The 24,024-nt window shown below is 53.7% G+C and carries 22 protein-coding genes and 1 riboswitch; of the genes, 11 read left to right on the top strand and 11 right to left on the bottom strand.

The features are described from left to right. Nucleotides 1-396: 396 nt before the first annotated feature. Together purH and purD are read left to right on the top strand one after the other, a co-directional pair. Complete coding sequence (purH, locus tag ACLJRU_RS22310; protein WP_001187505.1) at nt 397-1,986, top strand: bifunctional phosphoribosylaminoimidazolecarboxamide formyltransferase/IMP cyclohydrolase; 1,590 nt, start codon at nt 397-399, stop codon at nt 1,984-1,986. Nucleotides 1,987-2,001: 15 nt separating this feature from the next. Further along, the gene (gene purD / locus ACLJRU_RS22305; RefSeq protein ID WP_000866777.1) at nt 2,002-3,291 is read left to right on the top strand and encodes a phosphoribosylamine--glycine ligase; all 1,290 of its coding nucleotides are present in this window, start codon (nt 2,002-2,004) and stop codon (nt 3,289-3,291) included. Here purD and zraR read toward each other — a convergent pair. Next, a complete protein-coding gene (zraR, locus tag ACLJRU_RS22300; RefSeq protein WP_001541275.1) occupies nt 3,288-4,613 on the bottom strand; it encodes a sigma-54-dependent response regulator transcription factor ZraR in 1,326 nt (441 codons plus the stop codon). The two genes, purD and zraR, sit on opposite strands and share 4 nt — an antisense overlap. Before the next feature lie 5 nt (nt 4,614-4,618). Then, nucleotides 4,619-6,016: a two-component system sensor histidine kinase ZraS gene (gene zraS / locus ACLJRU_RS22295; RefSeq protein WP_023235452.1), complete on the bottom strand. Its 1,398-nt coding sequence runs from the start codon at nt 6,014-6,016 to the stop codon at nt 4,619-4,621. Nucleotides 6,017-6,269: 253 nt separating this feature from the next. Between zraS and zraP the strand changes: the two genes are divergently transcribed. Continuing rightward, nucleotides 6,270-6,725, top strand: coding sequence for a zinc resistance sensor/chaperone ZraP (gene zraP, locus ACLJRU_RS22290; protein ID WP_000828129.1), 456 nt, complete (start codon nt 6,270-6,272; stop codon nt 6,723-6,725). Between the two features lie 41 nt (nt 6,726-6,766). On the opposite strand, the gene ACLJRU_RS22285 is transcribed toward zraP, so the two are convergent. The 6 genes from ACLJRU_RS22285 to nudC all read right to left on the bottom strand — a co-directional run bounded on the left by ACLJRU_RS22285 (nt 6,767) and on the right by nudC (nt 11,121). Next, nucleotides 6,767-7,459: a DUF1481 domain-containing protein gene (locus tag ACLJRU_RS22285; protein WP_001083926.1), complete on the bottom strand. Its 693-nt coding sequence runs from the start codon at nt 7,457-7,459 to the stop codon at nt 6,767-6,769. Nucleotides 7,460-7,470: 11 nt separating this feature from the next. Then, a complete protein-coding gene (gene hupA, locus ACLJRU_RS22280) occupies nt 7,471-7,743 on the bottom strand; it encodes a nucleoid-associated protein HU-alpha (protein WP_001044509.1) in 273 nt (90 codons plus the stop codon). Nucleotides 7,744-7,929: 186 nt separating this feature from the next. After that, entirely contained in the window at nt 7,930-8,520 is a 591-nt protein-coding gene (locus tag ACLJRU_RS22275) for a YjaG family protein (protein ID WP_000940092.1), read from the bottom strand. Between the two features lie 41 nt (nt 8,521-8,561). Further along, complete coding sequence (nfi, locus tag ACLJRU_RS22270; RefSeq protein ID WP_000362359.1) at nt 8,562-9,233, bottom strand: deoxyribonuclease V; 672 nt, start codon at nt 9,231-9,233, stop codon at nt 8,562-8,564. A 9-nt stretch (nt 9,234-9,242) separates the two neighbouring features. Next, nucleotides 9,243-10,307: a uroporphyrinogen decarboxylase gene (gene hemE, locus ACLJRU_RS22265; RefSeq protein WP_000137623.1), complete on the bottom strand. Its 1,065-nt coding sequence runs from the start codon at nt 10,305-10,307 to the stop codon at nt 9,243-9,245. A gap of 40 nt (nt 10,308-10,347) precedes the next feature. Next, entirely contained in the window at nt 10,348-11,121 is a 774-nt protein-coding gene (gene nudC, locus ACLJRU_RS22260; RefSeq protein ID WP_000373957.1) for an NAD(+) diphosphatase, read from the bottom strand. A 93-nt stretch (nt 11,122-11,214) separates the two neighbouring features. Here nudC and rsd point away from each other — a divergent pair, with 93 nt between their 5' ends. From rsd to thiH, 7 genes are all read left to right on the top strand, one after another. Further along, nucleotides 11,215-11,703 (top strand): sigma D regulator, encoded by a 489-nt coding sequence (gene rsd / locus ACLJRU_RS22255; protein WP_000934317.1) that lies wholly within the window; start codon nt 11,215-11,217, stop codon nt 11,701-11,703. A gap of 52 nt (nt 11,704-11,755) precedes the next feature. Continuing rightward, a riboswitch (TPP riboswitch) is annotated at nt 11,756-11,980 on the top strand. Between the two features lie 86 nt (nt 11,981-12,066). Beyond that, on the top strand, nt 12,067-13,962 hold the full coding sequence (gene thiC, locus ACLJRU_RS22250; protein ID WP_001541272.1) for a phosphomethylpyrimidine synthase ThiC: 1,896 nt from the start codon (nt 12,067-12,069) through the stop codon (nt 13,960-13,962). After that, nucleotides 13,962-14,597 carry a thiamine phosphate synthase gene (gene thiE, locus ACLJRU_RS22245; RefSeq protein WP_000284645.1) on the top strand — a complete coding sequence of 212 codons (636 nt, stop codon included), beginning with the start codon at nt 13,962-13,964 and terminating at the stop codon, nt 14,595-14,597. The genes thiC and thiE overlap by 1 nt, the downstream gene beginning before the upstream one ends. Then, nucleotides 14,590-15,348 carry a HesA/MoeB/ThiF family protein gene (locus ACLJRU_RS22240; RefSeq protein ID WP_000999763.1) on the top strand — a complete coding sequence of 253 codons (759 nt, stop codon included), beginning with the start codon at nt 14,590-14,592 and terminating at the stop codon, nt 15,346-15,348. Before thiE ends, ACLJRU_RS22240 begins: the two co-directional genes overlap by 8 nt. Further along, complete coding sequence (gene thiS / locus ACLJRU_RS22235) at nt 15,329-15,529, top strand: sulfur carrier protein ThiS (RefSeq protein ID WP_001166830.1); 201 nt, start codon at nt 15,329-15,331, stop codon at nt 15,527-15,529. Before ACLJRU_RS22240 ends, thiS begins: the two co-directional genes overlap by 20 nt. 1 nt (nt 15,530) lies before the next feature. Continuing rightward, nucleotides 15,531-16,301, top strand: a complete 771-nt coding sequence (gene thiG, locus ACLJRU_RS22230; protein ID WP_000944068.1) for a thiazole synthase — start codon at nt 15,531-15,533, stop codon at nt 16,299-16,301. Continuing rightward, nucleotides 16,298-17,431 (top strand): 2-iminoacetate synthase ThiH, encoded by a 1,134-nt coding sequence (thiH, locus tag ACLJRU_RS22225; protein ID WP_023235451.1) that lies wholly within the window; start codon nt 16,298-16,300, stop codon nt 17,429-17,431. The genes thiG and thiH overlap by 4 nt, the downstream gene beginning before the upstream one ends. Before the next feature lie 220 nt (nt 17,432-17,651). On the opposite strand, the gene ACLJRU_RS22220 is transcribed toward thiH, so the two are convergent. Then, a complete protein-coding gene (locus ACLJRU_RS22220) occupies nt 17,652-18,680 on the bottom strand; it encodes a type III secretion system effector arginine glycosyltransferase SseK1 (RefSeq protein WP_001541270.1) in 1,029 nt (342 codons plus the stop codon). 449 nt (nt 18,681-19,129) lie between these two features. Between ACLJRU_RS22220 and ACLJRU_RS22215 the strand changes: the two genes are divergently transcribed. After that, the gene (locus ACLJRU_RS22215; protein WP_223557583.1) at nt 19,130-19,405 is read left to right on the top strand and encodes a cytoplasmic protein; all 276 of its coding nucleotides are present in this window, start codon (nt 19,130-19,132) and stop codon (nt 19,403-19,405) included. A 1-nt stretch (nt 19,406) separates the two neighbouring features. Here ACLJRU_RS22215 and ACLJRU_RS22210 read toward each other — a convergent pair whose 3' ends face one another. Next, nucleotides 19,407-19,733, bottom strand: coding sequence for a hypothetical protein (locus ACLJRU_RS22210; protein ID WP_001541269.1), 327 nt, complete (start codon nt 19,731-19,733; stop codon nt 19,407-19,409). Nucleotides 19,734-19,774: 41 nt separating this feature from the next. Further along, a complete protein-coding gene (gene rpoC, locus ACLJRU_RS22205; protein WP_000653965.1) occupies nt 19,775-23,998 on the bottom strand; it encodes a DNA-directed RNA polymerase subunit beta' in 4,224 nt (1,407 codons plus the stop codon). Nucleotides 23,999-24,024: the final 26 nt, after the last annotated feature.

Below are 24,024 nucleotides of genomic sequence, written 5' to 3'. Positions count from 1 at the left end.
TTTTCTCTTCAACCGACCGGCTGTTTGTGTGAAGTGATTCACATCCGCCGTGTCGATGGAGGCGCATTATAGGGAGTTCTCTGCTGACCGCAATAGAAAAATTGCAGAAAAATGACCGTTTGCTGCATTCCCCAGCAAAACCCCTAGTTATACCATTTACGCACAGACTTATCCACAAAATGCGCGTTCATTTCCTGGATCTTCTCACTCTGCAAATGATCTTTCAGGGATAAAAGCAGGGCCAGAATTTAAAAAGAAAAATTCGCGAGCGTTGCGCAAACGTTTTCGTTACAATGTCGCCGCAAAATGAGGATGCCCCATAAGGGGCGTTAGCTGAGTTTTTCACGAAAAATTCAGCTAACGCTCTCTGTAATCGTCAAATCCAGGGGATTTACCATGCAACAACGTCGTCCAGTCCGCCGCGCTCTGCTCAGTGTTTCTGACAAGGCCGGTATCATCGAATTCGCCCAGGCACTTTCCGCACGCGGTGTGGAGCTGCTGTCTACGGGGGGCACAGCCCGCCTGTTAGCAGAAAAAGGCCTGCCGGTGACCGAAGTTTCCGATTACACCGGTTTCCCGGAAATGATGGATGGACGCGTAAAGACCCTGCATCCAAAAGTCCACGGCGGCATCCTCGGTCGTCGCGGCCAGGACGATGCGATCATGGAGCAGCACCACATCGCCCCTATCGATATGGTTGTCGTTAACCTGTATCCGTTCGCCGAAACCGTAGCACGCGAAGGCTGCTCGCTGGAAGATGCGGTAGAGAACATCGATATCGGCGGCCCGACCATGGTGCGCTCTGCTGCGAAGAACCATAAAGACGTCGCTATCGTGGTGAAGAGCAGCGACTACGACGCCATTATTAAAGAGATGGATGCTAACGAAGGTTCTCTGACCCTCGACACCCGTTTCGATCTCGCGATTAAAGCCTTCGAACACACCGCCGCCTACGACAGCATGATCGCTAACTACTTCGGCAGCATGGTTCCGGCCTACCACGGTGAAAGCAAAGAAGCCGCCGGTCGCTTCCCGCGTACGCTGAATCTGAACTTCATTAAGAAGCAGGATATGCGCTACGGCGAGAACAGCCACCAGCAGGCTGCCTTCTATATAGAAGAGAATGTGAAAGAAGCGTCCGTTGCCACCGCACAACAGGTTCAGGGCAAAGCGCTTTCCTACAACAACATCGCCGATACCGACGCGGCGCTGGAGTGTGTGAAAGCGTTCAACGAGCCAGCCTGCGTAATCGTCAAGCACGCTAACCCGTGCGGCGTGGCGGTAAGTACCTCTATTCTCGACGCTTACGATCGCGCCTATAAAACCGACCCGACCTCCGCGTTCGGCGGCATCATCGCCTTTAACCGCGAGCTGGATGCTGAAACCGCGCAGGCCATCATCTCCCGCCAGTTTGTCGAAGTGATCATCGCACCATCTGCGACCGAAGAAGCGCTGAAGATCACTGCCGCTAAACAGAACGTTCGCGTCCTGACCTGTGGCCAGTGGGCACAGCGCGTACCGGGCCTCGACTTTAAACGCGTTAACGGCGGCCTGCTGGTTCAGGACAGGGATCTGGGTATGGTGAGCGAAGCTGAACTGCGCGTGGTCTCTAAACGCCAGCCGACTGAGCAGGAACTGCGCGATGCGCTGTTCTGCTGGAAAGTGGCAAAGTTCGTGAAATCCAACGCCATTGTGTATGCCAAAGAGAACATGACCATCGGCATAGGCGCAGGCCAGATGAGCCGCGTGTACTCCGCCAAAATCGCCGGGATTAAAGCGGCTGACGAAGGTCTGGAAGTGAAAGGCTCCGCGATGGCCTCCGACGCCTTCTTCCCGTTCCGTGACGGTATTGATGCCGCTGCCGCTGTCGGCGTGAGCTGCGTTATCCAGCCTGGCGGTTCGATTCGCGACGAAGAGGTGATTGCCGCCGCCGACGAACACGGCATTGCGATGATCTTCACCGACATGCGCCACTTCCGCCATTAATTCAGGGAGCAGACGATGAAAGTTTTAGTCATTGGTAACGGCGGGCGCGAACACGCGCTGGCCTGGAAAGCCGCACAGTCGCCGCTGGTTGATACCGTTTTTGTCGCACCGGGTAACGCCGGTACCGCACTGGAGCCCGCGTTGCAGAACGTGGCTATCGGCGTCACCGATATTCCGGCGCTGCTGAGCTTTGCCCAGAACGAGAAGATTGATCTGACCATCGTCGGCCCGGAAGCGCCGCTGGTGATTGGCGTGGTCGATGCGTTCCGCGCGGCGGGCCTGAAGATCTTTGGCCCAACCGAAGGGGCCGCGCAACTGGAAGGCTCCAAAGCGTTCACCAAAGATTTCCTCGCTCGTCACCAGATTCCGACGGCGGAATACCAGAATTTCACCGAGATTGAGCCAGCCCTGGCTTATCTGCGTGAGAAAGGCGCGCCGATCGTCATCAAGGCCGATGGTCTGGCTGCAGGCAAAGGCGTTATCGTGGCGATGACGCTGGAAGAAGCCGAAGCCGCCGTTCATGACATGCTGGCAGGCAACGCCTTTGGCGACGCGGGCCACCGCATCGTGATTGAAGAGTTCCTCGACGGCGAAGAAGCGAGCTTTATCGTGATGGTCGACGGCGAGCACGTGCTGCCGATGGCCACCAGCCAGGACCACAAGCGCGTAGGTAACGGCGATACCGGCCCGAACACTGGCGGTATGGGGGCCTACTCACCGGCGCCGGTGGTGACTGATGAAGTGCACCAGCGCACCATGGAACGCATCATCTGGCCAACCGTGAAAGGCATGGCGGCGGAAGGTAACACTTACACCGGTTTCCTGTATGCGGGTCTAATGATCGACAAGCAGGGCAACCCGAAAGTTATCGAGTTCAACTGCCGCTTCGGCGATCCGGAAACCCAGCCGATCATGCTACGCATGAAGTCGGACCTGGTGGATCTTTGCCTGGCCGCCTGCGACGGCAAGCTGGATGAGAAAACCTCCGAGTGGGACGAACGCGCTTCATTAGGCGTGGTGATCGCCGCGGGCGGTTATCCGGGCAGCTACAGCACCGGCGACGAGATCCACGGCCTGCCGCTGGAAGAAGTGGCTGACGGTAAAGTTTTCCACGCGGGCACCAAACTCGCCGATGACGATCGCGTGTTGACCAGCGGCGGTCGCGTACTGTGCGCCACCGCGCTGGGCCACACCGTGGCTGAGGCGCAGAAACGCGCTTACGCCTTGATGACCGACATCCGCTGGGACGGCAGCTTCAGCCGTAACGACATCGGCTGGCGCGCCATCGAACGCGAACAGCGCTAACGCGAAATTTTCGCCAGCAGCGTTTTACGCGTAATGCCTAACTGACGGGCGGCTTCCGTTTTGTTGCCGCCCGTTTTTTCCAGCGCCGCCAGAATCACCTCTTTCTCCACTTCCACCAGCGGCTGGATCTCGCCACTGCATTCTGTTTTTATCGGCGTCGCGGCAATAGCGAGAGGCAATTCGCGTTCAGAAATGTATTCTCCCGTCAGCAACACCACCGCCCGCTCGATAGCGTTTTCCAGCTCACGGATATTGCCCGGCCAGTCGTAGTGGATCAGCAGATCCATCGCCTGCGGCGTAAACCCCTTCACCGCTTTGCGGTTACGTTCGGCAAAACGCCGCAGAAAATGGTCTGCCAGTAGCGGAATATCTTCCCGACGCTGGCGCAAAGAAGGCATTTCAATCGCCACCACATTCAGGCGGTAATAGAGATCCTGGCGAAAGCGACCGGCACTCACCTCTTCCGCCAGGTCGCGGTGGGTAGCGGCAATCAATCGAACATCTACAGATATCGTCTGGTTACTTCCCACGCGTTGCACTTCGCGCTCCTGAATCGCCCGCAGCAAACGTACCTGCATTAACGGCGAGATATCGCCGATTTCATCAAGAAACAATGTCCCGCCGTCAGCTTCGACAAAGCGTCCTTCCCGACGTTTATCCGCGCCGGTAAACGCGCCTTTTTCGTGTCCGAACAGCTCGGACTCCAGCAGCGATTCATTAAGCGCCGCGCAGTTGAGCGTGACCAGCGGTTTATCGCTCCTGGCGCTACAGGCGTGTAGCGCCCGCGCCACCAGCTCTTTACCCGTGCCGGAGTCTCCGTGAATCAATACCGTGGCGTCTGATGGTGCGACCATCGCGATTTCATTCAGTAAATGTTGCATCGCCGGACTGCTGCCAATCATGCCAAACTGCGCAGCCGACGCCGATGGCAATTCAGCGCCCGTTTCCCGCGTATGCGCCAACGCCTTTTCCAGCGTCTCCTGCAGACGGTCAAAATCCAGCGGTTTAATTAAATAGTCAAGCGCGCCGGCTTTCAACGCCTCTACCGCCGTTTCCACGCTGGAAAATGCCGTCATAATCAAAATCGGAATGGCGGGATTGAGCGCTTTAATCTCCTTCAGCGTGGCGATACCGTCCATCTCCGCCATACGCACATCGCACAGTACCAGATCAAAGACTTTCTCACGCACCTGAGCCAACGCATCATGCCCACTGTAGGCCAGAGCGACGTTATAGCCCCAGCCCCGAAGCAGCGCCTGTAAAATCGTGCAGTGGCTTACATCATCATCCACAACCAGAATATCGATTTTTCCGCGTATCACCCTTGTTAATCCTGTTGTCTCGCTATCACTGGCAACCAGATAGTAAAGACCGCGCCTTTACCCTCAATACTTTTCACCTTAATCGCACCGCCATGCTGTTCGATGATATTTTGCACCACCGCCAGCCCCAGGCCTGTCCCGTCAGCTTTGGTCGTAAAATAAGGCGTAAAAATCGCCTCCAGCTGATCCGGGGCGATCCCTTTCCCGCTATCGGTAACAGTGATGATAACGCGGTCGGTCCCACTTTCTTTTGCCTCTACGGTAATCGTTCCCTGGCGGCCAATCGCATGAATAGCGTTCAGGTACAGATTCAACAGCACCTGAGTCAGCCTGTCCGGGTCAGCCTGAATACGCTTAAGCGTCTCATTCGCCGTGAATCTCAACTGAATCTCTCTGCTTTGGGCATCCTGACTGACCAGATTCAGGGAGTGAGTAATAATATCATTGAGGTTAACCGCCTGGAGCGTCAGATGCGCGGGCTTTACCAGTTCGAGCAATTCGCTTACCACCCGGTTCAAACGGTCGGCCTCTTTGGTCATCACCTGCGCCAGTTCATGCGACTCGCCGCCGGCAGGCGTGCGCTCGGCAAAGTATTTCGCCAGCCCTTTGATGGACGAGAGCGGGTTACGAATTTCGTGCGCGACGCCCGCCGCCAGATGCCCCATCGCCACCAGCTTTTCTTTACGCTTCATTGCATCAAGCAGTTCTCTGTGCGAGCGCTGATAACGCTGATGCCAAAAAAACGCCAGTAACGTTGCCAACAGCACCGCCGCTAACGCAGACAAAACAATCAGCGTATTACGCCACTCCCTTGCCTGTGTCGCGGCCAGCTCGCTGGCGTCAAAGGCAATAAAAATAGTTTGTTTCGCTGGTTCGTTGTCATTGGCGCTACGCGCCATGCCGAGCCCCCTCATACCGTGACCTCTCATACCGAAAAGCGGCTGGAACTGACGGTAAATTTCCAGCGCAGGCACCGTCTCGCCGTTAGCAGCAACGTCGACACGCCGCCAACGCTCCTGCGGCCCGGGGTTTAGTTGATGCATTTCAGATGGGGAATAGAGCGATTTGCCCACCATGCCAGGGTTGCTATGAGTGATGATTACCCCCTGCGCATCCGTTACGGCGAACCACAACACGCCTGGCTGACCCGCCATCTCTTCCAGCAATGTCTGCTGCTGCGCGTGATGCATCCGCATTCCCATACCTACTCGCGTGCCGGACTCCAGAACGCGAATGAGTACATTTCCCTTTTCCAGCAGCGTCTGCCTGGCGGCAGCGCTCTCACGGCCATAGTCGCGAATGACCATAATGGAAAATAGCCCCACCAGAATGAAGATCGCCGCAGGTAACAGTCGACTCAACCACGTTGCAGCGGCATCTTTATGTAATCGTATAAAACTCACAGGCTTCCCCGGCTCGTTTTTATTTTCCTTACTTAAGCAGAGATCATGCCATTCTTTGCTCCGCATAACCGCGCGGTGTCGCACACCCTTTCGGATACTAGTGGGTAAAAATGACTCGCCAGGCGGGTCATGCGAGTCATTTTTACTCGCTTTTTGCCGCCTGAAGCGGGTTAACTCGCTGCCCGACAAGGAATAGTTACCTGGCACGGAAGATGCAAGAGAGAGGATAAGATGAGCAACAGGAGAACGCAAAATGAAACGGAACAATAAATCAGCTATCGCGCTAATCGCCCTCTCTCTTTTGGCCCTGAGCTCCGGCGCCGCCTTCGCCGGGCATCACTGGGGCAACAATGACGGTATGTGGCAACAGGGAGGTAGCCCGTTAACCACGGAACAGCAGGCGACGGCGCAGAAGATTTATGATGATTACTATACGCAGACCAGCGCGCTGCGCCAGCAACTGATATCCAAACGTTATGAATACAACGCGCTACTGACCGCCAGTTCGCCGGATACTGCGAAAATTAACGCGGTTGCCAAAGAGATGGAGTCATTAGGCCAGAAGTTAGATGAGCAACGCGTGAAACGGGATGTCGCGATGGCGCAGGCTGGCATACCACGCGGCGCAGGAATGGGCTATGGCGGTTGCGGCGGCTATGGCGGCGGTTATCATCGCGGCGGCGGTCATATGGGTATGGGAAACTGGTAAAGCATGTTTGCCGAATGGCGGCTTCTCCATTCGGTATTCCATCAAAAGGTTTTCGCTTGCGGCTGCCAGTGACAGAAATCTGAATTCGCCACCAGCAAAAGTTGCGATCCTTCCGGCGCCTCCAGCCATGCTACGCTCACCTCTACCGATGAGTGGTTCTGGCGGCGCTCAATGTGGCTTATTGCCCAGGAATCCAGATCCGGTTTCAGCGTTTCACCTTCACAGGTGGTTACCGTATGGTCGGCGTGCCAGCGTCCCTGGCGTAGTATGACCCGCCCCAGGCGCAATGCGTCGCTGGTCTGACGGATTTGTTCGGCGCGATAGCGATACAAGGCAATCTGATCGTTGGAAAGCTGCTGCTTCTGCCCCCCGACTTCACGCTGCATAAAACTGAGTTCGCCATGAGCGTCGAAACGCGCGCGAATATGTTCTGGAGGTTTGCTGTAAATATTGAGTTCAATAAGCGAAAGCGTATCACCCTGCCAACGATATTCGCTGGTCGTCGTGCTACCACTATGCCACGGGCTAAAAACAGAAAGCAGATGGACTTCATCGTTCGTATCTTTACGCCAGATACGCACCGCGCCGTGATCGCCGGCAAAGCCGCTGGCAGTAAACGGAGGCGGTGAAGCGTTATGACTGCAGGCAGTCAGCAACAGCGCGCCAGAAAACAGAAACGCGCGACGCCAGACAGACAAAAGGGGCTGATGAGCCCCTTCGATAAAACTGTTCACAGTTATGCGTCTTACTTAACTGCGTCTTTCAGAGCTTTACCAGAAACAAACGCCGGTACGTTAGCGGCTGCGATTTTGATTTCTTTACCGGTCTGTGGGTTACGGCCAGTGCGCTCAGCACGGTGGTTCACTTTGAAGGTACCGAAACCAACCAGTTGTACAGCATCGCCTTCTTTCAGAGACTCAGTAATAGCAGCCAGAGTGGATTCCAGAGCAGCTTTAGCCTGGGTTTTGGACAGTTCTGCTTTGTCTGCAATTACATCAATCAGTTGAGTCTTGTTCATAAGTTATCCTTACAATGTGTTTATCGCTTGCTAAGCATCGAGTGCGACGGAAATGCCAGAAAAGCACTCTCCTGCATACACGCACCGATAGCCACTTTTTTTCGCCTCCCAAATGTAGACCAGACGGGGGGCATAAGGGAAGCCTTATGGCACGACAAATCAGACGTTAAATCACGTTTTCTGGTGTCATTGCTGAAAATTTATACCGATATTGCTCTCACCAGCCTCGCGCAGGTCTGCCCTGAGCCCTTTTATCAGTTCAATATCGCGTTCTTCGCAGTCGGCTAAAAGTCGGAATATTTCCCACTGAATATCCCATTCCTGTTCAACGGCAGGGTTCGTTTTGAGCTCCTCATCGGTCATTTCCCGACCAGCCTGAGTCATTTCCAACATCGCCACCGTAGTAATGGAAGTCTTACTAACCTCAATAGCGTGTTCCAGCGTTTCGCCGCTAAGACGAGAATGCATTAATTCGCTTAATGCGACGCAGGCATCAATCGCTGGGTAAACGCCGTACAGATCATAGTCGTCAGCTGCCGGAATTGCCTCTTCAAACTTCTCCAGTTGGCTATCGAAATTGACCTTTGCATCTTTCACCGTCAGGGTTTCCCAGATCAGATCCAGAATGCGACGGTAGATCTGTCCGTCGCCGAATTCCGTCTGCTTGCAAAACATGGCGTAGTTCGGGTACATGCGCTCGCACAAGCAGGCCATAAAGGTAACGTGCTGCCAGCTTTCCAGCCGCTCCAGACGCAAATGAATCGGGTTTTGTAACATGATGGAATCTCGAATCGGAAATTAGCGGCAGTTTACCTGAATCAGCGCTGAATTTCTTGCCAACGAACAAACGCCGGACGCCCGGAAGCGACGGCATCCGCCCAGCGCGTCGGCTCCGGCAGGCGATACCCTTTCATACAGCGCTGTACCCACGCCAGCGCGCTGTCAGTACTGACCCGGTGCCCTGTCGCGATAAACAGCGGATTACAGCGCGCCTTGCTGCGCCATACCCACGCCAGTTGCTCGCCTTTATCCATTAAGGGGCTAAGTGCGCCAGGTTCGGCGGAAAGTGGCTCAAATTTACCGCATAGCCGTTTTTTCGCTACGCCGATGGTCGGCACGTCCACCAACAGTCCAAAATGACTGGCGACGCCAAGCCGACGCGGATGCGAAATACCGTGACCGTCCACAAACAGCAAATCGGGCTTTTGCGAGAGCTGTTCCCACGCCGCCAGCAGAGCAGGATATTCACGAAAAGAGAGAAAGCCGGGGATATACGGCATGGTGGTGGCAATACGCGCCACCTTGTACTCGACCAGTTCAAGCGACGGATATTTCAGCAATACCATCGCCGCCCGCGTCACCTCGCCCCCCTGCTCAAAACCGACGTCCGCCCCGCCGATAAACGCTGGCGGATCTTTGTCCAGGCGATCTTCGCGGCAAACCGATGAAGCAAGTTCTATCTGTTGAGCGCGTAGCGACGCGAGATCCATACTAACTCCTTAGTTGTGATACTGCGCAGAAAGTCGGTGCACTGCCTCCACAAATGCGCCAGCATGTTCTGGCGGCACATCCTGATGGATGCCATGTCCAAGGTTAAAGACGTGCCCTTCTCCCTGACCGAAACCAGCAAGTATAGTCGCTACTTCGTCTTCGATCCGTGCCGGTGGCGCATACAGCATCGAGGGGTCCATATTGCCCTGCAGCGCCACTTTATGGCCAACGCGACGGCGCGCATCAGCGATATCTGTCGTCCAGTCGAGACCCAGCGCGTCGCAGCCGGTTTCCGCCATCGCCTCCAGCCACTGACCGCCACCTTTAGTGAACAGCGTTACCGGCACGCGGCGACCGTCGTTTTCACGCAGCAGGCCATCGACGATTTTATGCATGTAGTAGAGGGAGAATTGCTGGTAATCGCGGCCAGTCAGCACGCCGCCCCAGGTATCGAAAATCATCACCGACTGCGCACCCGCTTTAATCTGCGCGTTGAGGTACAGCGTGACGCTTTTCGCCAACTTATCCAGCAGCAGATGCAACGCCTGCGGGTCAGCGTACATCATCTTTTTAATCACCGTGAAGGCTTTGCTACTGCCGCCTTCCACCATGTAAGTCGCCAGCGTCCACGGGCTGCCGGAGAAGCCGATCAGCGGAACCTCGCCTTTTAGTTCGCGGCGAATCGTACGCACCGCATTCATCACGTAGCCCAGTTCACCTTCTGGATCCGGAATCGGCAGTTTTTCAACGTCGGCTTTGCAGGTGACAGGGGCTGTAAAGCGCGGGCCTTCCCCAGCTTCAAAATAGAGCCCCAGGCCCATCGCGTCCGGAATCGTCAGGATATCCGAGAAAAGGATCGCCGCATCAAGCGGATAACGGCGCAGCGGCTGTAAAGTGACCTCGCAGGCCAGTTCGGCATTTTTGCACAGCGACATAAAATCGCCCGCCTGAGCGCGAGTGGCTTTGTACTCCGGTAGATAACGGCCCGCCTGGCGCATCATCCACACTGGCGTAACATCAACGGGCTGGCGCAGCAGCGCACGTAGATAACGATCGTTTTTGAGTTCGGTCATTTTTACATTCCTTTAGCGTTGATGCGCCCAGTGTAACATGTCAATCATATTCAGCCCGACACATTGCCACCGTATCTTCGATCAAACGGCGCGCGACGGTGCCCGGTGGCGGTAGTAGCGGCAGATCGTCATAATGGTACCAATTTGCTTCCAACAGTTCTTTCGGGTCGATGGCAATCTCGCCGCTGTCATACTCCGCCATAAAAGCGGTCATCAACGACTGCGGGAAAGGCCACGGCTGGGAAGTCACATAGCGCAGATTTTTCACCTTAATCCCGCTCTCCTCCATTACCTCTCGCGCGACCGCCTGTTCTAAGGTTTCGCCGACTTCAACAAACCCGGCCAGCACGGTATGCACGCCGTTGCGGTGGCGAACGTGCTGGGCAAGGAGGATCGAATCCTCACGGCGGATCGCGACGATAATGCAAGGGGCGATTTGCGGGTAGTAACGCTCGCGGCAATGGCTGCACAGCATCGCCCATTCGGTTTTACTCGGGTGCATAGGGTGCCCGCAATAGCCGCAAAATTTATGCGATCGGTAAAACTCCGCCAACTGTACGCCACGTCCCGCCAGTTGGAACAGCCCTGCATCCTGATCGATAACCTGGCGAACCGATCCCATATCATGGCGTCGATGCTGTAACACCAGCCAGACGGGCTCGCCTTGCCATTCACCTATCCGGAGTGCGCGCTGCCCCACAAGATCGAAATTTGCTGCCAGCCCGTGTGGTAATTCCCCATACGGCAACCATAATTTTTGTTCATGGCTGACGATCCACCAGCCACTCTCTAATTTTTCAATTATACGATCCATAGCTCTTGCACTACCTTTGCTTCACTGGCATGTTGTTAACATTATTTTTACATTCATGGCGAGCAGCCTTTTATCTAACTTGCGGAGACAATCATGCTAAACCAGCTGGAAAACCTGACGGAGCGCGTTGGCGGAAGCAACAAACTGGTCGATCGCTGGCTGGATGTACGTAAGCACCTGCTCGTAGCTTACTACAACCTGGTTGGCATTAAGCCTGGCAAAGAATCGTACATGCGGCTGAATGAAAAAGCGCTGGATAATTTTTGTCAGAGCCTGGTCGATTACCTTTCCGCCGGGCACTTCAGTATTTATGAACGTATTCTCCATAAATTGGAAGGAAACGGTCAGCTTTTACATGCGGCAAAAATCTGGCCGCTGCTGGAAGATAATACGCAGCGCATTATGGATTATTACGACACCAGCCTGGAAACTGCCATCGATCACGATAATTGTCTCGAATTTCAACAAGCTCTGTCAGATATCGGCGAAGCGCTGGAAGCCCGCTTTGTGCTGGAAGACAAGCTGATTATGCTGGTGTTTGACGCGATGCACGACGGCGCCAGAGTCAAACGTCCCGCTTGAGTTCTGCGCGAGTAACGGGTAGTTTACTTCAGCCCCCTCTTCGGAGGGGCGGTTATCTTGTCGGAGTGCTAATTTTCCACAAAAGCGTTCGTGATGCGTCAAGGCGGCAAGTCGGTGAATCTCCAGGAGCTTACATAAGTAAGTGACTGGAGTGAGCGGACGAAGCCAACGAAGAGGCAGCGCGAAGGATGAAGTGGAAAAGGCTGAGACCGTTAATTCGGGATCCGCGGAACCTGATCAGGTTAATACCTGCGAAGGGAACAAGAGTAATTCTGCTTTATGCTGCTGCCTTTACGGGCGGCGCACATCCATTACTCCATCCGTCGTCTGACAAGCCACGTCCTTAATTTTTTGGAATGAGCTATGTCTACAACAACGTTAACCCGCCGCGAGCAGCGCGCTAAAGCCCAGCATTTTATCGATACGCTGGAAGGCACCGCGTTTCCCAACTCGAAACGCATCTACGTGACCGGTTCGCAGCATGATATTCGCGTACCGATGCGCGAAATTCAACTGAGCCCCACGCTCATCGGCGGCAGTAAAGACAACCCGCAGTTTGAAGAGAACGAAGCCGTACCGGTATACGACACCTCCGGCCCCTATGGCGATCCTGAGGTGGCGATTAACGTCCAGCAGGGTCTGGCGAAACTGCGCCAGCCATGGATTGATGCACGTAACGATAGCGAAGAATTAGACGACCGTAGCTCGGCTTATACCAGAGAACGTCTGGCCGACGATGGCCTGGACGATCTGCGTTTTACCGGCCTGCTGACGCCAAAACGCGCTAAAGCGGGCAAGTGCGTCACCCAGTTACACTACGCCCGCAAGGGGATCGTCACTCCCGAAATGGAGTTCATCGCCATCCGTGAAAATATGGGCCGCGAGCGCATTCGCAGTGAAGTGCTGCGCCACCAGCATCCGGGCATGAACTTTGGCGCGCGCCTGCCGGAAAACATTACGCCGGAATTCGTGCGTGATGAAGTCGCCGCGGGCCGCGCGATTATCCCTGCCAACATCAACCACCCGGAATCGGAGCCGATGATTATCGGCCGCAACTTCCTGGTCAAAGTGAATGCCAACATCGGTAACTCGGCGGTCACCTCCTCCATCGAAGAAGAGGTGGAGAAGCTGGTGTGGTCAACGCGCTGGGGCGCAGACACGGTGATGGATCTCTCCACCGGCCGCTATATCCACGAAACCCGCGAATGGATCCTGCGTAACAGCCCGGTACCGATCGGCACCGTCCCGATCTACCAGGCGCTGGAGAAGGTCAACGGGATCGCCGAAGATCTTACCTGGGAAGCGTTCCGCGACACGCTGCTGGAGCAGGCTGAACAGGGCGTCGACTACTTCACCATTCACGCAGGCGTGCTGCTGCGCTACGTGCCAATGACCGCCAAACGCCTGACCGGGATTGTCTCACGCGGCGGTTCCATCATGGCAAAGTGGTGTCTCTCCCATCACAAAGAGAACTTCCTGTTCGAACATTTCCGCGAGATTTGTGAAATTTGCGCCGCCTACGACGTCTCCTTGTCGCTGGGCGACGGCCTGCGCCCCGGCTCCATTCAGGACGCCAACGACGAAGCGCAGTTCTCCGAGCTGCATACGCTGGGCGAGCTGACCAAAATCGCCTGGGAATACGACGTGCAGGTGATGATTGAAGGCCCGGGCCACGTGCCGATGCATATGATTCAGCGCAACATGACCGAAGAGCTGGAGAGCTGCCACGAAGCGCCGTTCTACACCTTAGGGCCGTTGACTACCGATATCGCGCCGGGCTATGACCACTTCACCTCCGGCATTGGCGCCGCGATGATCGGCTGGTTTGGCTGCGCGATGCTGTGTTACGTGACGCCGAAAGAACATCTCGGCCTGCCAAACAAAGAAGATGTGAAGCAGGGGCTGATCACCTACAAAATCGCCGCCCACGCCGCTGACTTAGCCAAAGGACATCCGGGCGCGCAGATCCGCGATAACGCGATGTCGAAAGCGCGCTTCGAATTCCGCTGGGAAGATCAGTTTAACCTCGCGCTCGACCCGTTCACCGCCCGCGCTTATCACGATGAAACCCTACCGCAGGAGTCCGGTAAGGTCGCTCACTTCTGTTCCATGTGCGGGCCAAAGTTCTGCTCGATGAAAATCAGCCAGGAGGTCCGCGATTACGCCGCCGCGCAAGCCATTGAAGTCGGCATGGCGGATATGTCGGAAAACTTCCGCGCCAAAGGCGGCGAAATCTATCTCAAGCGGGAGGAAGTCTGATGTATCAGCCTGATTTCCCGACCGTGCCGTTCCGTCTCGGGCTTTACCCGGTGGTGGACAGCGTTGCATGGATTGAGCGTCTACTGGAGGTGGGCGTGCGCACGATCCAGCTGCGTATCAAAGATAAACGCAATGAAGAGGTGGAAGCGGATGTTATCGCTGCCATCGCACTGGGGCGTCGTTATGACGCCCGCCTGTTTATCAACGATTACTGGCGTCTGGCAATTAAGCACCGCGCTTACGGCGTGCATCTGGGCCAGGAAGACCTTGAAACCACCGACCTGAAAGCGATTCAGGCGGCGGGCTTACGCCTGGGCGTATCGACCCACGATGATATGGAGATAGACGTGGCGCTGGCCGCTAAGCCTTCTTATATCGCACTCGGCCACGTCTTCCCGACGCAAACCAAGCAAATGCCTTCCGCCCCGCAGGGACTGGCGCAGTTGGCCAGTCATATTGAACGACTGGCGGATTACCCGACCGTCGCGATCGGCGGCATCAGCCTTGAACGCGCTCCGGCGGTACTGGCGACCGGCGTCGGCAGCGTGGCTGTGGTTAGCGCCATTACCCAGGCGGCAGACTGGCGTGAAGCCACCGCGCAACTGCTGGCAATCGTGGGAGTCGGCGATGAATGACCGTGACTTTATGCGCTACAGCCGGCAAATCCTGCTCGGCGATATCGCCATTGAAGGCCAGCAAAAGCTGCTCGCGAGTCATGTGCTGATCGTGGGTTTAGGCGGGTTAGGTTCACCCGCCGCGCTGTATCTGGCGGGAGCAGGCATCGGCACACTGACGCTGGCGGATGATGACGATGTCCATTTGAGCAATCTCCAGCGGCAAATTCTGTTCACCACCGATGATATCGCCCACCCGAAGGCGCAGGCGGCAAAGCTACGGCTGGCGCAGCTCAACCCCGGTAGCAAGCTGATCGTATTGCAACAGCGTCTGACTGGCGATGTGCTTAAAAACGCGGTAGCACACGCCGACGTGGTGCTCGACTGTACCGACAACATGGCGACCCGTCAGGAAATTAACGCCGCCTGCGTGGCACTGAATACACCATTAATTACCGCCAGCGCCGTCGGCTTTGGCGGCCAATTGATGGTACTGACGCCACCGTGGGAGCAAGGCTGCTACCGTTGCCTGTGGCCGGACGATGTCGAGCCTGAACGCAACTGCCGTACCGCCGGTATCGTCGGACCGGTTGTTGGCATGATGGGCACTTTGCAGGCGCTGGAGGCGATTAAATTACTCAGCGGTATTGAGACGCCCAGCGGAGAGCTACGCCTGTTTGACGGTAAAACCAGCCAGTGGCGCAGCCTGGCGCTGCGTCGTGCCAGCGGCTGTCCGGTATGCGGAGGGCGACATGCAAATTCAGTTCAATGATGAACCGATGCAGTGCGCCGCAGGGCAAACCGTCAGTGAGCTGCTCACGCAACTCAATCAGCTTAAACCGGGCGCGGCGCTGGCGCTCAATCAGCAGATCCTGCCGCGCGAGCAGTGGGAACAGCAAATCGTGCAGGAAGGCGACCAGATCCTGTTTTTTCAGGTTATTGCAGGGGGTTGATATGTTACGTATTGCCGACAAAACGTTTGATTCACATCTGTTCACCGGTACCGGAAAATTTGCTTCGTCGCAGCTGATGGTCGAGGCGATTCGCGCCTCCGGCAGCCAGTTGGTGACGCTGGCGATGAAGCGCGTGGACCTGCGCCAGCACAACGATGCGATTCTGGCGCCGCTGATTGAAGCGGGCGTCACGCTGCTGCCCAATACCTCCGGGGCGAAAACTGCCGAAGAGGCGATCTTCGCCGCCCAACTGGCGCGGGAAGCGCTGGGCACCCACTGGCTGAAATTAGAAATCCATCCGGATGCCCGTTGGCTGCTGCCGGATCCGATCGAAACGCTAAAAGCTGCCGAGGCGCTGGTGAAGCAGGGCTTCGTGGTGCTGCCCTACTGCGGCGCGGATCCGGTTTTGTGCAAGCGGCTGGAAGAGGTCGGCTGCGCGGCGGTGATGCCGCTTGGCGCGCCTATCGGTTCGAATCAGGGGCTGGAAACCAAAGCGATGCTGGAGATTATTATCCAGCAGGCGACCGTGCCGGTGGTGGTCGACGCCGGGATCGGCGTGCCCAGCCATGCGGCGCAGGCGCTGGAAATGGGCGCTGATGCGGTACTGGTCAACACGGCGATTGCCGTGGCGGACGATCCGGTGATGATGGCAACCGCTTTCCGTCTGGCGGTGGAAGCCGGATTACTGGCGCGTCAGGCGGTGCCGGGGAATCGTAGCACCTACGCCAGCGCCACCAGCCCGCTCACCGGCTTTCTGGAGGCCCTGGCATGAAAACCTTCACCGACCGCTGGCGGCAACTGGAGTGGGACGATATTCGCCTGCGCATCAACGGTAAAACTGCCGCCGACGTGGAGCGCGCGCTGAACGCCGCGCATCTTAGCCGGGACGATTTGATGGCGTTGCTCTCCCCCGCCGCCGCCGATTATCTGGAACCGATAGCGCAGCGGGCACAAAGGCTGACCCGACAACGCTTTGGCAACACCGTCAGTTTCTACGTGCCGCTTTATCTCTCAAACCTCTGTGCCAACGACTGCACCTACTGCGGCTTCTCGATGAGCAACCGCATCAAGCGTAAGACGCTGGATGAGGCTGAAATTGCCCGCGAGTGCTCAGCTATCCGTGAGCTGGGTTTTGAACATCTGCTGTTGGTCACCGGCGAACATCAGGCCAAAGTCGGCATGGACTATTTCCGCCGCCATCTCCCGGCCATTCGTCGCCAGTTTTCCTCGCTGCATATGGAAGTGCAGCCGCTGGCGACCGAGGAGTATGCCGAGCTAAAGACGCTGGGGCTGGATGGCGTGATGGTGTATCAGGAGACCTATCACGAACCGGTATACGCTCAGCACCATCTACGGGGCAAAAAGCAAGACTTCTTCTGGCGGCTGGAGACGCCAGACAGACTGGGACGCGCGGGGATCGATAAAATTGGTTTAGGCGCGCTAATCGGGCTTTCCGACAGCTGGCGGGTTGATTGCTATATGGTGGCGGAGCATCTGTTGTGGATGCAAAAACAGTACTGGCAGAGCCGTTACTCCATCTCGTTTCCTCGCCTGCGGCCCTGCGCCGGAGGCGTTGAACCCGCATCGATCATGGACGAGCGACAGTTGGTACAAACCATTTGCGCGTTTCGTTTACTGGCGCCAGAAATTGAGCTATCACTCTCCACCCGCGAATCGCCGTGGTTTCAAGACCATGTGATTCCTCTGGCAATCAACAACGTCAGCGCCTTCTCAAAAACGCAGCCCGGCGGCTACGCTGACGATCATCCGGAACTGGAGCAGTTTTCTCCCCACGATGCCCGTCGGCCTGAAACAGTAGCAAGCGCGTTAAGCGCGCAAGGATTGCAGCCCGTCTGGAAAGACTGGGACAGTTGGCTGGGGCGCGCTTCGCAAACGCGGTGAACCCGTATGTAAACGCATTAGTATTTCACGAACGAGTACGTAATGCGAAAAACGGGAGATTGTTATCGACCTCCCGTTTTTTTATGTCCGTTCTGAACAGCACTGCGATTTTAAAGTTGGCTGTAGTAGAGAAAACTGAGCATCAAATATTTTTTCGCCGAAACTTGATAGTTTATGCCAATATTTTATGTATTCAATAGCATGATTATTGCCATTTCCACTACTGCACATGCCTAGCCCATGAACTTTGCGTAAACTGACTGGTATTCATTATAATGTTATCATGCTTAAACTCAATAAAATCGCAAAAAGAATTATAATCTTCATTTAAAGAATAATTAAAATGTTTTCTAATTCCATTACATACACCATCGGAATAGGGATCAGCATCAAATTTAGTATGCATTATTTCCAATCCAGCAAGTAAAGCCGGGTGGTTATTGCGATCAACAGCTATTATCCCGTTCTCCATAGAAGCACGGCCATCTATCCTTTCTACATGAACAGCGATTCCATCCGGAATATATATACCCCCCAATTTTTCCGTGATAATCATATCAGCATCGAGATATATACACCCACTATTTGTTGATAAATCATAACACCCAACCTTATCCGCCTCCAGGAATAACTGGCCAGCCTTTAACATAGCCATATTCCTGTAAAAATCAAACCATACATGGCCTTTATCCAGTAAGTAAGATTTAATTAATGAATCATTATCCTCTTGAATATCACTCAATTCTTTTTTCAATAGCTGCAGTAAATGATAATCCCTTTTTTCTTCTGGCATGGACTCTTGCTTAGAAATATTTTCCATATAAATTTCTGATAATTTTTTATCGTACATGCTAAAGTCAATATCATTTCTATATATGACTTTTATGTTTTCATAGTCATACTCAAGTTTTGAAAAAGCATCCTTTTGTCCCGGGAAAAAATCACCATCTACAAAAATACCTATAAGACGTTCTTTTTCAATTGTTGCTGCTTTAATGATATTGTTAAGGTAGGGGTTTTTCTCTGTGTTAATTATAGGTATATCATTTTTCCCAAAGCGAGCAGGATTCCGCTCAAACCACTGGAAGAGAAGAGGGGTTTTCTCATCTAAAAAGCACAAGGGATAATCTTTTCCATTAAAACTTGTAAACTGAATGTCCCTGTCGGTAACAGTTTTAACCAATTCATTTTTTGAAAGCGCGGGAACATATCTATTTAATGGTGGGATCATAACAATTAAATGCTCCATACTTACTTCATTACATATTTTACATGATGATTATTAGCACATGTTTTTTAGCGTTGCAATCGCTGTCAGCTAAAAGATGTTAAACTAAGCATTAACCGATGGATACATAAATATCCTACTAGTGAGCAATTAAATAAATAATTTATTAACTTTATTTTTATTCCAGAAATGGCATCATATTTATAATTCCTGTAATAAGAGCAAACAAAGACCTTAATGGAATTAAATACTCCATTTAATAATTTAAAATATCCCGTGTAAACAATCAATAAAACAGGTTTATCATTTAATGTATGAACAGCAGGCATTTTATAATGGCGAGCCAATAGACTTTAATAACTTAGATTTATGGGATAAATTTAAAGTCACATTTGGATTCAATGTTACAGAAAAAAACAAACCCAATGGTATAAAAATTCAATTTTGAGTATTGTGGATTCTCTACTTTTATTACGCCGGTTGATGGCGTTGACGGGATTTTAGCAAAGTGGTTCTCAAACAAACATAATGTGATTGTCCCAACGCCTTATACATTCGGTCAAGGCCCCATTCCTGGCGTCAATCTTTATCGTAATACAAAAGCAAAATTTGTTATGGCTAACGGCGGTAATAGTCTTCCCTGTGCGATGGCAAAATATAATGCAAAAACTGGACAATTTATTCATATAACCAGTGATAGTGAGTTTTCACCAATAATGCGAGAAACAAGAGTCATGAAAAAATAATTCATTTATTCATTAAATTTATAATTACAGATAAAATCAAGAGCCAGCATGGCATTGAAAAATAAAATACGGCTTTTTTATCCGCGCTGGTTTTGACTTGATGAAGAATAACGGTGGCGACAATAATAATAAGACAATAAATAAATATAAGTAATGATTTATGGTGAAGTATATATAACGATAGAAACAATAAAAAAGCGGACAGAACATTTGAAATGGTTATCTTTTTTGTAAATACTAAAAGACTAAACATTAAATAGATTAATGAAATAATCGCTGGCATTTTCTTTCCTTGCAGGCAAGCGCCCCGGAATTCGGTATCCAGAATGAAGCTGGTGGAGGGATAAATACCCCTCCACCATTTAACGATTACTCGTTATCAGAACCGCCCAGACCTGCGTTCAGCAGTTCTGCCAGGCTTGCAGATGCATCTTCCGCAGTGACCTGCGGTGTTGCTGGCTGCTCGCCCGCGGCGCGACGGCGCATACGATCCTGGTGGTACGCATAACCGGTACCGGCCGGAATCAGACGACCCACGATAACGTTCTCTTTCAGGCCGCGCAGTTCGTCGCGTTTACCCGCAACGGCTGCTTCGGTCAGGACACGCGTGGTCTCCTGGAACGATGCGGCAGAGATGAACGATTCGGTTGCCAGAGACGCTTTGGTAATACCCAGCAGATCTCGGGAGAAGGTAGCCCCCACTTTGCCGTTCGCTTCCAGCTCGCGGTTAGCGATCTTGACGCGAGAGTATTCAACCTGTTCGCCTTCCAGGAAGTCGGAACTACCGGCGCTTTCGATGGTCGCTTTACGCAGCATCTGACGAACGATAACTTCGATGTGTTTATCGTTAATCTTAACGCCCTGCAGACGGTATACATCCTGAACTTCGTTAACAATGTAACGCGTCACAGCATGAACGCCACGCAGACGCAGAATGTCGTGCGGCGCTTCCGGACCATCGGAAATCACATCACCACGTTCTACACGTTCCCCTTCGAACACGTTGAGCTGACGCCATTTCGGAATCATCTCTTCGTACGGATCGCTACCATCAACCGGCGTGATCACCAGACGACGTTTGCCTTTGGTTTCTTTACCGAAGGAAACGATACCTGCGATTTCAGCAAGGATTGCTGGCTCTTTCGGACGACGCGCTTCGAACAGATCCGCAACGCGCGGCAGACCACCGGTAATATCCTTGGTACCGCCGGATTCCTGCGGAATACGCGCCAGGGTGTCACCAGAACTGATCTGTACGCCATCTTCCAGCTGTACAATCGCTTTACCCGGCAGGAAGTACTGCGCAGGCATATCGGTACCCGGGATCAGAACGTCATTACCCTGAGCATCAACGATTTTCAGCGCCGGACGCAGATCTTTACCACCGGTAGTACGTTCAGCCGAATCCAGAACCACCAGCGAAGACAAACCGGTCAGTTCGTCGGTCTGACGCGTAATGGTCTGACCGTCGATCATGTCAGTGAAGCGGATGAAACCACTCACTTCGGTGATAACCGGCATGGTGTGCGGGTCCCAGTTTGCCACGGTTTCGCCGCCGGCAACCTGCTCGCCATCACCTTTCGCCATGACAGCGCCATAAGGCACTTTATAGCTCTCTTTGGTACGACCGAATTCGTCGATCAGCTTCAGTTCGGTGTTACGGGAAGTGATAACCAGTTTACCGCTGGAGTTCACAACCGACTTCACGTTGCTGAGCTTGATGCTACCTTTGTTCTTAACCTGGATGCTGGATTCAGCAGCCGCACGCGATGCCGCACCACCGATGTGGAACGTACGCATCGTCAGCTGTGTACCCGGTTCACCGATGGACTGTGCCGCGATAACGCCGATAGCTTCACCTTTGTTGATGATGTGGCCACGCGCCAGGTCACGACCATAGCAGTGCGCACATACACCAAAGTCGGTGTCGCAGGATACAACAGAACGCACTTTAACGGCGTCAACGGAGTTTGCTTCCAGCAGGTCACACCACTGTTCGTGCAGTAGCGTGTTGCGTGGAACCAGAATGTCCGCGGTACCCGGTTTCAGCACATCTTCCGCCGTCACACGACCCAGAACGCGGTCACGCAGCGGCTCTTTCACGTCGCCACCCTCGATAACCGGGGTCATCAGGATACCTTCGTGCGTACCACAGTCATCTTCGGTCACCACCAGATCCTGCGCGACGTCAACCAGACGACGGGTCAGATAACCGGAGTTCGCGGTTTTCAGTGCGGTATCCGCCAGACCTTTACGCGCACCGTGCGTGGAGATGAAGTACTGGAGTACGTTCAGACCTTCACGGAAGTTCGCGGTGATTGGCGTTTCGATGATGGAGCCATCCGGCTTCGCCATCAGACCACGCATACCTGCCAGCTGACGAATCTGTGCCGCAGAACCACGCGCACCGGAGTCGGCCATCATATAGATGCTGTTGAAGGAGACCTGCTGCTCTTCCTGGCCGTCACGGTTAATCACGGTTTCGGTTTGCAGGTTATCCATCATCGCTTTAGATACACGATCGTTCGCCGCAGCCCAGATATCGATAACTTTGTTATAGCGTTCGCCAGCGGTTACCAGACCAGACTGGAACTGCTCCTGGATCTCAGCAACTTCGGCTTCCGCCTCAGAGATGATCTCGTGTTTTTTCTCCGGGATGACCATGTCATCAATACCAACGGACGCACCTGAACGCGCTGCATAAGCAAAGCCGGTGTACATCGTCTGGTCCGCAAAAATAACGGTCGGTTTCAGGCCCAGAATACGGTAGCAAGTGTTCAGCATTTTGGAGATCGCTTTCTTGCCCAGCGCCTGGTTGACGATGGAGAAAGGCAGACCTTTCGGTACGATCATCCACAGAATGGCGCGACCAACGGTCGTGTCTTTCAGGCTGGTGTGCGCAACGAATTCGCCGTTTTCATCTTTTTCATATTCAGTGATACGCACTTTAACGCGCGCATGCAGAGAGGCCAGACCTGCGCGATAGATACGCTCAGCTTCTTTCGGGCCAGTCAGCACCATGCCTTCGCCTTTGGCGTTAACACAGTCACGGGTCATGTAGTACAGACCCAACACCACGTCCTGAGACGGAACGATGATAGGTTCGCCGTTCGCCGGAGACAGGATGTTGTTGGTAGACATCATCAGCGCACGCGCTTCAAGCTGGGCTTCCAGCGTCAGCGGTACGTGAACAGCCATCTGGTCACCATCGAAGTCGGCGTTATATGCCGCACAAACCAGCGGGTGCAGCTGGATAGCTTTACCTTCGATCAGTACCGGTTCAAATGCCTGGATACCCAGACGGTGCAGTGTTGGTGCACGGTTCAGCAGTACCGGGTGTTCGCGGATAACTTCGTCCAGGATATCCCAAACGACAGCTTCTTCGCGCTCAACCATTTTCTTCGCGGCTTTGATGGTGGTGGCAAGGCCACGCAATTCCAGTTTGCCGTAGATGAACGGTTTGAACAGCTCCAGCGCCATTTTCTTCGGCAGACCGCACTGGTGCAGACGCAGGTATGGACCTACGGTGATAACAGAACGACCGGAGTAGTCAACACGCTTACCGAGCAGGTTCTGACGGAAACGACCTTGTTTACCTTTGATCATGTCGGCCAAAGATTTCAGAGGACGTTTGTTAGAACCGGTGATCGCACGACCGCGACGACCGTTATCCAGCAGGGCGTCAACCGCTTCCTGCAGCATACGTTTTTCGTTACGTACGATGATGTCCGGCGCAGCCAGATCCAGCAGACGCTTCAGACGATTGTTACGGTTAATGACGCGACGATACAGATCGTTCAGATCTGACGTGGCGAAACGACCACCATCCAGCGGAACCAGCGGACGCAGATCTGGCGGCAGAACCGGCAGAACGGTCAGGATCATCCACTCTGGCTTGTTGCCAGACTGAACGAAAGCTTCCAGCAGTTTGATACGCTTGGTCAGCTTTTTACGCTTGGTTTCGGAGTTGGTTTCGTTCAGCTCTTCGCGCAGAGTTTCACACTCTTGCTCCAGATCCATGCTCTTCAGCAGGGCCTGGATAGCTTCCGCACCCATCTTCGCGTCGAATTCGTCACCGAACTCTTCCAGCGCGTCCAGATACTGCTCTTCAGTCAGAATCTGTTGACGTTCCAGGTTGGTCATACCGCCTTCGATAACCACATAAGATTCGAAGTACAGTACGCGTTCGATATCGCGCAACGGCATATCGAGCAGCAGACCGATACGGGACGGCAGCGATTTCAGGAACCAGATGTGAGCAGTCGGAGACGCCAGCTCGATGTGGCCCATACGCTCACGGCGTACTTTGGTCTGGGTCACTTCAACGCCGCACTTCTCACAAATAACACCACGGTGTTTCAGGCGCTTGTACTTACCGCACAGGCACTCGTAGTCTTTTACCGGCCCAAAGATACGGGCGCAGAAAAGGCCGTCACGCTCAGGTTTGAACGTACGGTAGTTGATGGTTTCCGGCTTTTTAACTTCACCGAAAGACCATGAACGGATCATGTCTGGCGAAGCCAGAGCAATTTTGATCGCATCAAACTCTTCGGTTTTAGTCTGCGCTTTCAGAAACTTTAATAAATCTTTCACGGATTTGCTCCCGTCGGAGTTAGCAC

This window comes from Salmonella sp. SAL00653, assembly GCF_046552515.1.
Lineage (GTDB): Bacteria > Pseudomonadota > Gammaproteobacteria > Enterobacterales > Enterobacteriaceae > Salmonella > Salmonella enterica.
This window is presented reverse-complemented; position numbering and strand designations above follow the sequence as displayed.

Coding starts and splice junctions, on each gene's coding strand:
- rsd (WP_000934317.1), top strand. CDS start 11,215: ATGCTAAACCAGCTGGAAAACCTGACGGAGCGCGTTGGCGGAAGCAAC.
- nfi (WP_000362359.1), bottom strand. CDS start 9,233: ATGGATCTCGCGTCGCTACGCGCTCAACAGATAGAACTTGCTTCATCG.
- thiC (WP_001541272.1), top strand. CDS start 12,067: ATGTCTACAACAACGTTAACCCGCCGCGAGCAGCGCGCTAAAGCCCAG.
- zraP (WP_000828129.1), top strand. CDS start 6,270: ATGAAACGGAACAATAAATCAGCTATCGCGCTAATCGCCCTCTCTCTT.
- hupA (WP_001044509.1), bottom strand. CDS start 7,743: ATGAACAAGACTCAACTGATTGATGTAATTGCAGACAAAGCAGAACTG.
- purD (WP_000866777.1), top strand. CDS start 2,002: ATGAAAGTTTTAGTCATTGGTAACGGCGGGCGCGAACACGCGCTGGCC.
- thiE (WP_000284645.1), top strand. CDS start 13,962: ATGTATCAGCCTGATTTCCCGACCGTGCCGTTCCGTCTCGGGCTTTAC.
- thiG (WP_000944068.1), top strand. CDS start 15,531: ATGTTACGTATTGCCGACAAAACGTTTGATTCACATCTGTTCACCGGT.
- thiH (WP_023235451.1), top strand. CDS start 16,298: ATGAAAACCTTCACCGACCGCTGGCGGCAACTGGAGTGGGACGATATT.
- nudC (WP_000373957.1), bottom strand. CDS start 11,121: ATGGATCGTATAATTGAAAAATTAGAGAGTGGCTGGTGGATCGTCAGC.
- ACLJRU_RS22275 (WP_000940092.1), bottom strand. CDS start 8,520: ATGTTACAAAACCCGATTCATTTGCGTCTGGAGCGGCTGGAAAGCTGG.
- purH (WP_001187505.1), top strand. CDS start 397: ATGCAACAACGTCGTCCAGTCCGCCGCGCTCTGCTCAGTGTTTCTGAC.
- ACLJRU_RS22220 (WP_001541270.1), bottom strand. CDS start 18,680: ATGGAGCATTTAATTGTTATGATCCCACCATTAAATAGATATGTTCCC.
- thiS (WP_001166830.1), top strand. CDS start 15,329: ATGCAAATTCAGTTCAATGATGAACCGATGCAGTGCGCCGCAGGGCAA.
- hemE (WP_000137623.1), bottom strand. CDS start 10,307: ATGACCGAACTCAAAAACGATCGTTATCTACGTGCGCTGCTGCGCCAG.
- ACLJRU_RS22240 (WP_000999763.1), top strand. CDS start 14,590: ATGAATGACCGTGACTTTATGCGCTACAGCCGGCAAATCCTGCTCGGC.